At 33.9% G+C, this 6,992-nt stretch carries 7 protein-coding genes and 2 tRNA genes; 1 reads left to right on the forward strand and 8 read right to left on the reverse strand.

Annotation, left to right across the window (positions count from 1 at the left end):
• The first annotated feature begins 16 nt into the window (after nucleotides 1-16).
• A complete protein-coding gene (locus tag A6M55_RS01015) occupies nucleotides 17-844 on the forward strand; it encodes a sterol desaturase family protein (protein ID WP_064196173.1) in 828 nt (275 codons plus the stop codon).
• Between the two features lie 39 nt (nucleotides 845-883).
• On the opposite strand, the gene A6M55_RS01020 is transcribed toward A6M55_RS01015, so the two are convergent.
• From A6M55_RS01020 to A6M55_RS01055, 8 genes are all read right to left on the reverse strand, one after another.
• On the reverse strand, nucleotides 884-2,788 hold the full coding sequence (locus A6M55_RS01020; RefSeq protein ID WP_064196174.1) for an AAA domain-containing protein: 1,905 nt from the start codon (nucleotides 2,786-2,788) through the stop codon (nucleotides 884-886).
• Nucleotides 2,789-2,877: 89 nt separating this feature from the next.
• Entirely contained in the window at nucleotides 2,878-3,684 is an 807-nt protein-coding gene (locus A6M55_RS01025; RefSeq protein ID WP_015029454.1) for a lipid II flippase family protein, read from the reverse strand.
• Nucleotides 3,668-4,420, reverse strand: a complete 753-nt coding sequence (locus A6M55_RS01030; RefSeq protein ID WP_064196175.1) for a hypothetical protein — start codon at nucleotides 4,418-4,420, stop codon at nucleotides 3,668-3,670. The genes A6M55_RS01025 and A6M55_RS01030 overlap by 17 nt, the downstream gene beginning before the upstream one ends.
• A gap of 17 nt (nucleotides 4,421-4,437) precedes the next feature.
• Complete coding sequence (locus A6M55_RS01035; protein ID WP_015029456.1) at nucleotides 4,438-5,082, reverse strand: acetyltransferase; 645 nt, start codon at nucleotides 5,080-5,082, stop codon at nucleotides 4,438-4,440.
• A complete protein-coding gene (locus tag A6M55_RS01040) occupies nucleotides 5,045-5,881 on the reverse strand; it encodes a 3-keto-5-aminohexanoate cleavage protein (protein WP_064196176.1) in 837 nt (278 codons plus the stop codon). The genes A6M55_RS01035 and A6M55_RS01040 overlap by 38 nt, the downstream gene beginning before the upstream one ends.
• Before the next feature lie 194 nt (nucleotides 5,882-6,075).
• A tRNA-Leu gene (locus A6M55_RS01045) sits at nucleotides 6,076-6,164 on the reverse strand.
• A 56-nt stretch (nucleotides 6,165-6,220) separates the two neighbouring features.
• A tRNA-Gly gene (locus A6M55_RS01050) sits at nucleotides 6,221-6,302 on the reverse strand.
• 111 nt (nucleotides 6,303-6,413) lie between these two features.
• Entirely contained in the window at nucleotides 6,414-6,851 is a 438-nt protein-coding gene (locus A6M55_RS01055; RefSeq protein ID WP_064196177.1) for an energy transducer TonB, read from the reverse strand.
• Nucleotides 6,852-6,992 lie beyond the last annotated feature (141 nt).

Raw genomic sequence — 6,992 nt, forward strand, 5'->3', positions numbered from 1 at the left:
AAACACCTTAAACCACATGGAATCAATAATCAATTATTTTGCCACAATCCCTTCAACGCACCGAAGTGCGATTTTGATTGGTGGTATTGCTTTCTTTTGGATGGCAGAGTATGCTATTCCACTCTTTAATTTTAAGTACAATAAGTTTAAGCACGCAGGAATCAATATTTTCTTTACGCTGACAACGATTATTATCAATTTCGCATTAGCTATTATCTTGCTTAAATCGGCTGAATGGGCGGTAAATAATCATTTTGGTATTCTGCAATGGTTGCCAACAATGCCATTATGGGCATTTACAATTGTTGGTTTATTACTACTTGATTCGATTGGAGCATGGTTTGTACATTGGACAGAGCACAAGGTAAAATGGATGTGGAAATTCCATTTGGTTCATCATTCAGATACAAATGTAGATACAACTTCTGCCAACCGTCATCATCCTGGTGAGAGTGTTTTCAGGTTTATTTTTACAACCGCAGGAATTGTTATTGCGGGAGCTCCGATGTGGATGGTATTTATGTATCAAGCTATTTCGGTGCTGCTTTCACAATTTAATCATGCTAATATTGTCATTCCAAAATGGCTTGATAATGCCATTAGCTGGGTAATTGTTTCGCCAGATATGCACAAAGTACACCATCATTATGTGCAACCATATACTGATTCAAACTACGGAAATATTTTTTCCATTTGGGATAGACTTTTTGGTACATACATGACACTCGACCGTGATAAAATTATCTATGGCATTGATACACACATGAAACCCGAAGAGAACGACCGATTGGGTAGTTTACTTAAAATTCCATTTGAACCTTATAGACAACCAATAGGAGAATAAAAAAAGGTGCCTGAGCGAAGTCGAAGGCACCTTTTTTTATTACATCCATTCCCAAGCACTTTGATAAGCTTCTATTTCTTGGGTATAGGAAATAAATTCTTCATAAAAATTTGAGCTTGAAAGCGTAGCACTATCGCCAATGACAATTAGTTTTTTTCTAGCACGAGTCATAGCTACATTCATGCGGCGTATATCTGATAAGAAACCGATTGCCCCTTCAGCATTGCTACGGGTAAGGCTTATATAAATAATATCTCGCTCTTGGCCTTGGAAACTATCAATTGTATTGACCGATATATTATTTAAAACCTCCTTTAATTCGGGAGCATGTTCTACTTGTTCTTTTAGAATGGAAATTTGTTGTTTATAAGGAGAAATAACAGCAATACTTGGAAAATTAGCAGTGCTAAATTTTTTCTTCAATTCTTCTACAAAACCATTTAGATGTTTGACCAAAAATGCTGCTTCATCAGGGTTCGTTGAACTTGTTCCTTCCAATTTTTCATCAAAACTACAACCAGCAGTATCTATAAAATGGAGAGGCTTTTCATCGACAAACAATGTTTGTTTCGCTACTGAGGCATGGGCTTTCAATTGATTATTATAGAAGACCTTTGACGAATGTGCCATAATTTGCTCATTCATTCGGTATTGCTCTTCTAAAAGTGTTACGGCTTCGGGGTGAAGGGCAACACATTTTTCTAGAAGAGTAGTATTGAGCCCATTTTTAGCTGCCTCATTTGATTTAATGGTCGGTGGTAGTTGGCAATGGTCGCCTGCAAAAATAACTTTTTGAGCCTTTAAAATCGGAATCCAGCAAGCAGGTTCTAAAGCTTGCCCTGCTTCATCAATAATTACTGTATGAAAGCTAAGATTACGAATCGTATAATGATTAGCTCCCACCAAAGTTGCAGTAATGATTTGAGTTTTGGTGACAACATCATCAATGACGTACTGTTCAATATTACCCACCTCTTTCATGATTTTGTGAGCCTCATCGAATAATAGTTTGCGTTGATCTCTTTCCGCTTTGCCAAAACTTCGTTTGTATTTATGTGCCATATTACGATATTCATTGGCTTGCTTTTTAAGCGTTTTAGCGTTTTTCATAAGTTGATGATCTGTCATTTTGTTATCTAGTGTGAGTGCCATCAAACGCTCACTTACACGTGCTGGATTACCAATACGCAAGACATTTAGTCCTTCTTCTGATAGTTTTTCGCTCAATAAATCAACCGCGGTATTGCTCGGAGCTACCACCAAGATTGGTGTTTTGGCGTTTTCTTGCTTAATAATTGTCTTGATTGTTTGTACTAAAGTAGTGGTTTTTCCAGTCCCTGGAGGGCCATGAACAATCGCCAATTCATTGGCTGATATGATTTTATTTAAAGCATTATTTTGTGAATCATTGAGTTTCGGAACCGAAATTGGGTGCAAATCAGTTCTGAAAGTTGGCTTTTTTTCGCCAGTTAGAATCTTTACTAAATTCCCTTCTGGTTTATTAGCCATTTCCTGAGCATACTTCAATGCCGACTGCATTTCTTCGTAACTATTATCATCAAAAAGCAAGTCGATTCCAAGTTTGCCATCGCGGGAAAAATCGGGCAATTCATCAGTTTTAAGCGTTATTTTTAATCGATTTCCATTTAAAAAAGAAATGGTTCCTTCTACACGGTCTTTTTGTGGGTCGTGATTGCCAAATAAAACTGCGGGCATACCTGCACGTAGTTGATGCGAAATATCTTGGTGAGTGGTTCGTTCTACTTCAACAGTGAGGTAATCGCCACGGCCAATTTCTGAGCCCCTAATAGCAATCGGATACCACGTAATTCCGTTGGCACGGCGTTCGGCTGCAGAAGTTTGTTCGGTAAGTTGTTGATATTGACGGTGGTCTTCTTCTCGCTCGGTTTTGAGCAAGTCGAGTAAATTTTTAAAATAATCCATATCACAAAGGTACGGAAATATTCAGTTGAAATTTTAGGTTGGGTAGGGTTGAAGTTTTTCAAGTACTAAAATGATTTACCGTATATGGCTCAAATAATCTCCGCAATTTTAATAATTAATTGTGCTAAAGGTATAAGTAGAAACTGAGCAGCAATTGTGCCTATCATACGTGCAATAACAACAAAAGTTAAAAATTTTCGAAAAAATGCTTCAGAAACTGAGCCATCGAGTACTTTATCTGTTAAAGTTGCATTATAAGGTTCAACAAAAAGTAACATGCCAACTACTCCAACTCCAACACTTATACCATTGAGAGAAAGGGCTGTTGTTCTTAAGTTTGGATTTAGAAATCCAGCATATAAACATGATAATACACTTACAGTAATAAAACCGTTTACAAGAATATTTAGTAAAATCATCTTTACCGAAATATCTTTATAATGTCTCAGACGAATTAGATTTTCAATTCTTGGTATAGTAAGACTTTTTCTGAAATGTGTTAGGGTAGAACTTCGGATAGATTTCATTAAAACCTTAAAAATAGACTTATGGTAATATAATGAATCAACTCCTTTCGCCATAAATCTATGTCCAGTAGGAAACGCCAATATGCCTAAACAAGAACCAATTGTTGCCGAAAAAATAATAAGTCTGAATGTAATATTGTTTGGAGGTAAACCATTAATGATTTGACTCTCAATGGATTTTGCCAGTAGTGGAGATTGAATAGAACTTGAAAATTGAGAGATTAAAATGATAATATTGAATATTGAAAAAGAAGAAGCTAATTTCTTAGTTCTTATTCCTACAATTCGGGCTGAAAGGCTTATTATACCGATGAAATGAATAATCATCGTCAGTAGACAAACCTCAAAAATGTTATTTTGAGAAAGCATCTAATAGGGCTTTAAGATGATTTATTTTTTGCTCTTTAATAGTGTTATTACTAGAAAAGAAAAATTTATAAAATATATTTTTAGTAAGTGCTAATTTTATATAGGTTCTGGCTAATGTACGGTTATAAATATCATATTTAAAATTCCAGAATAATATAGGTTTCCGAACCCTTAAATATGGACTTAGTGAATTATAATGAGATATTACTTTATCCAGAAAGATAATATTTTCTTCTCCAAAGAATTGATAACATCTACTCCAAAAATAGCAGTCTCTACCTGCAATTTCTGTCCATTCCCATTTCTCTCTTTCTAAAACGCTGAAATAGCAAATAACCATACCAGTATCTATCCAGCTTTTTTTAGGGTCTGCAGAAAGTTGCACTTTTTTTATGAGATTACTTTGTCCAATAATCATTCCTTTAAAATCTGTATGATGATACTCTTTATAAACATTGTACACTTCCTCTAAAAAAAGGGTATCATCATCTAAACAATAAAAAAAGCCATCTTTGATATTGGCAAATATTACATTCCGCTTTGTGACAGTATCGGCATCTGGGCAATCTAATTCGTATAAGTGTATCCTTGAGTCTGTTTGAATAAAATCATATTCTAACTTTTCTCGTTGTGTTGATTTGGCGATATGCCACCTAATATCATCATTTTTGGGAATACTTTGATAGACCTTTTCTAATAAATGAAAACGGTATAATGGGGTGATAATATGTAACATATTTTAGTGTAAAAGCATTAATATTTATTATCTCTGATAATTTGACAAGGATTTCCATAAGCAATAACCCCGTCTGGAATATCTTTAGTAACTAATGCTCCTGCACCAATGATGGAGTTGCTACCAATGGTTACACCATCAATCACATTTGCTCCAATACCAATCAAACTCTTCTCTCCGATTTTGACAAATCCTGCCACATTTGTACCTGGACTTAGGGTGACAAAATCCGCAATTTCTGTGTGGTGCCCAACAGAAGCATTTCTATTGATAGAAACGAAATTGCCAATTTTAGTAAAGCTAGCAATTGATACCAAACTGTTTATAAGAATACCTTTGCCCAACTCTACTGTTGAAGAAATGGCACTTGTTTGGTGAATAATATTAATAAAATTAAGTTTTTGGTCTAGATAATTTTTTAGTACCGCTACTTTAGTGTAAGGCTTTATTGCTCCTAAAAAAACATCATCATTATTATTGTTTTGATACTCCCTTAAAATATCAATTGAAAATTTAGGATTGTGAAAGGGCTTAAGTTCATCTAAACCTAAATTGTTTATTATTTTAACTTTAGGAAATAGTTGGCAAGATTCTAAATTATCAAATATCATCGTTAGGGTTGGCTCACTTAGCCCCAAAACCGTTAGTTTTTTTATTTCCATAGCCTAAATTTTTAAATTCTGTTGTACTCATATAACAATAATCTAGTTCATTCATAATTCTATGAATTCTTTCGAGTAATTGCCGATTGGTTGCTTTATTTTTATCGTTTAGATAAAGGTTATCTTCCAATCCGATTCTTACTCCATCGGCTTCAATTAAACCAATTAAGTTTGATTTCAATTGGGCTTGTCCGATTCCTCCAAAACAAACTTTTGCAAGATTTGGTAAGTTATGAACAATAGAACTAATTGTAGAAATATCTGTACCAGCATTGAATAAATTACCTAAAATTACATTCATATAAATTGGTTCTACTAAAATACCTTTTTTTATTAAATGATTGGTGAAGTTTATCATCCCAGAGTCAAAACATTCAATTTCAGGGTTTACTCCATATTTTTTCATTTCTTCAATTAACCATAAAATAGTATCTGGAGTATTTATAGAAGCATTTTTAGGAAAGTTTAAAGAAGACATTGTCAGTGAGGCTAAGTCTGGATAAAGACTGAGGACTTCTGCTCTTAAATTATTTTCATTGTAGAAACGACCGCTTAATGATACTCCAATAACCAAATCTGGTGCATGCTTTTTAATGCCTTCTATGATTTTTTGATAGACTTCTTTTTTGTATGTATTTTGGCCTAAGTTATCTCTTGCATGTAAATGAACAACACTTATGCCTATTTCGTAACAAGCTAATACATCGTCAATGATTTCAGAATAATAGATTGGAGCAAAAGAGTTTTCTTTCGTTGTAAGCGTTCCTGTGGGGCAAAGGTTAATAATTTTTGGTAGCATATTATTTTATACCAAAGAAACTGTTAATACTATTAAAAAGGTAAGGGATATTAATTTTATGAAGTGTGTTTGAATGACTCCTTTATAAATTAAGAATAACAAAGATTTTACTTTAAGTATTAATAAGATATAAATGAGCAAATCAGGCAAAAAAAAAGTCTAAAATACAATCATTAGTATTTTAGACTTTTAATTGGTACCGAGGACGGGAATCGAACCCGTACGAGTTTAAAAGCTCACAGGATTTTAAGTCCTGCGTGTCTACCAGTTCCACCACCTCGGCGGTTGGAAAAGACCAACTCTGAAAAAAAAAGCACCAGTAAGGTGCTTACTCTTTCGAGCGAAAGACGGGTCTCGAACCAAAAAAAAACGCGACCTTAACCTTGGCAAGGTTACGCTCTACCAACTGAGCTACTTTCGCGTTTACATTTTGACTTTGTTTTGGTGTCTCTGTCTTAATGTGGTGCAAAGGTATAGCGATTTTCTTTACTTGTCAAGTCTTACAATAAAAAAAAACTATTTTTTTTTCTACTTATTTTGTAATTAACTGATAATAAGATGCTTCACAGTCAGAAAAATTTCGAAAAAATTTTACAGCAATTGTCATGTACATACGTAAGGGCTGAAATTTATTAAATCGAATCGTTCCTCCCGGATTCCACTTAGAAAGAAGTTTTGTTATTCTCAATGCTTCTGCATCACAAGTTTGATTGATTCCTCTCATCACCTTGTGCCCAGACAGACTACCATCTTTTTCAACGACAAATCTGACAAAGACGATATTCTTGTTTTTTTCACTCGGAATTGCTTCAACAGATACATTCTGGTTTGTACAAATGAAAGTATAGAGTGCTTTATTGCCTTGTGGATACGTTGGCCAAATATCGGCAGTAGTGTAAATTAATGTATTTTCTTGGGCAATAACCCCTGTCGAAATACATAAAAGGCTAATTAAATATAAATTTTTCATGTTTTTATAAGTTTAAGTTTCTAACATCTGTACTTTTGCAAATCTATTAAGAATTATTTTTTAAATATAAATATTTAACTAAATATCTAAATATTATTTTAAAGATATTTAGGCTTACCAAAATGGAAAGAACAATCGCTT

The organism is Emticicia sp. MM (assembly GCF_001649495.1).